2 protein-coding genes, 1 tRNA gene and 2 rRNA genes are annotated in these 1,123 nt (G+C 33.4%); 4 read left to right on the top strand and 1 reads right to left on the bottom strand.

The genetic code is table 11. From position 1 onward, the window contains the following. The 3 genes from H8S10_RS17900 to H8S10_RS17890 all read left to right on the top strand — a co-directional run. Positions 1-113, top strand: a 23S ribosomal RNA gene (locus H8S10_RS17900); the annotation flags it as partial. Positions 114-203: 90 nt separating this feature from the next. Further along, positions 204-320 (top strand): 5S ribosomal RNA (gene rrf, locus H8S10_RS17895). A 5-nt stretch (positions 321-325) separates the two neighbouring features. Next, positions 326-401, top strand: a tRNA-Phe gene (locus H8S10_RS17890). 35 nt (positions 402-436) lie between these two features. Here H8S10_RS17890 and bcp read toward each other — a convergent pair. Further along, positions 437-898, bottom strand: a complete 462-nt coding sequence (gene bcp, locus H8S10_RS17885; RefSeq protein WP_186839749.1) for a thioredoxin-dependent thiol peroxidase — start codon at positions 896-898, stop codon at positions 437-439. 123 nt (positions 899-1,021) lie between these two features. Here bcp and H8S10_RS17880 point away from each other — a divergent pair. Continuing rightward, the coding region (locus H8S10_RS17880) for an IS1 family transposase (RefSeq protein ID WP_347707662.1) at positions 1,022-1,123 on the top strand (102 nt) is incomplete at its 3' end.

The raw sequence follows: 1,123 nt of genomic DNA, 5'->3' as shown, positions 1-1,123 counted from the left end.
CCCATAGCATAAGCTAGTAAGACCCCTTGAAGAACACAAGGTTGATAGGTCAGAGGTGTAAGTGCGGTAACGTATTTAGCTGACTGATACTAATAGGTCGAGGGCTTGACCAATAAAAATATAAAATTCATGTGCAATTTTCAGAGAACAAAATTCTTTGAAATAAGATTCTAACTAAATCGAAGATTTAGAGAATCATAGTATCAGGTGATGATGGCGTAGAGGAAACACTCCTTCCCATTCCGAACAGGAAAGTTAAGCTCTACAGCGCCAATGGTACTGCACGGGAGACTGTGTGGGAGAGTAGGACGTTGCCTGGTAATGTGGCTCGATAGCTCAGTCGGTAGAGCAGAGGACTGAAAATCCTCGTGTCCCTGGTTCGATTCCTGGTCGAGCCACCAGGAAAAAAGCACTAACTTATGTTAGTGCTTTTTTGTTACATATTTTTTAAATCTTCTAAAATAGTATCTATATGTCCTTTTACTTTAACTTTTCTGTATTCTTTTACTAGAACACCATCTTCATTGATAATGAAAGTACTTCTTTCTATTCCCATTACTTTTTTACCATACATATTTTTTTCTTTAATAACTCCAAATAAATTACAAAGAGTTTCATCTTCATCACTTAAAAGTAAGAATGGTAAGTTAAATTTTTCAATAAATTTATCATGACTTTTTAAAGAATCTCTACTTACACCAATAACTATTGCATTCATATCTTCAATAATAGAATTATTATCTCTAAAATCACAAGCTTCAGTAGAGCATCCAGGAGTATTATCTCTAGGATAAAAATATAGTATTATTTTCTTTCCCTTATAATCACTTAAAGAGTGTTCTTTTTTATCAGAACCAATAAGTGAAAAATTTGGAACTATAGAATTGATTTCAATCATATAAACCTCCTAAGTATAAAATACGATCTGTTAAGTTATATGAACATTGCTCTTCTCAACCCAAGGAAATACAATAGGTTTGCAAGACTAAATAATACCCCCTTCGAAAAGGAGAGAAGAACAATGAGCAAAACTAATATAAAATGCCCACGCTGTAATTCTGATAAACTATACAAGTTTGGTATGAATAAGCAGGCTAAACAAAAGTATCAATGTAAGCAGTGT

The organism is Clostridium sp. NSJ-49 (genome assembly GCF_014287725.1).
Taxonomy (GTDB): Bacteria; Bacillota; Clostridia; order Clostridiales; family Clostridiaceae; genus Clostridium; species Clostridium disporicum_B.
The sequence above is the reverse complement of the archived record's forward strand: the minus strand, read 5'-3'. Positions and strand labels throughout refer to the sequence as shown.

Excerpts from the sequence above, each read along its gene's own strand:
- bcp (WP_186839749.1), bottom strand. The coding sequence starts at position 898 with ATGATTGAAATCAATTCTATAGTTCCAAATTTTTCACTTATTGGTTCT.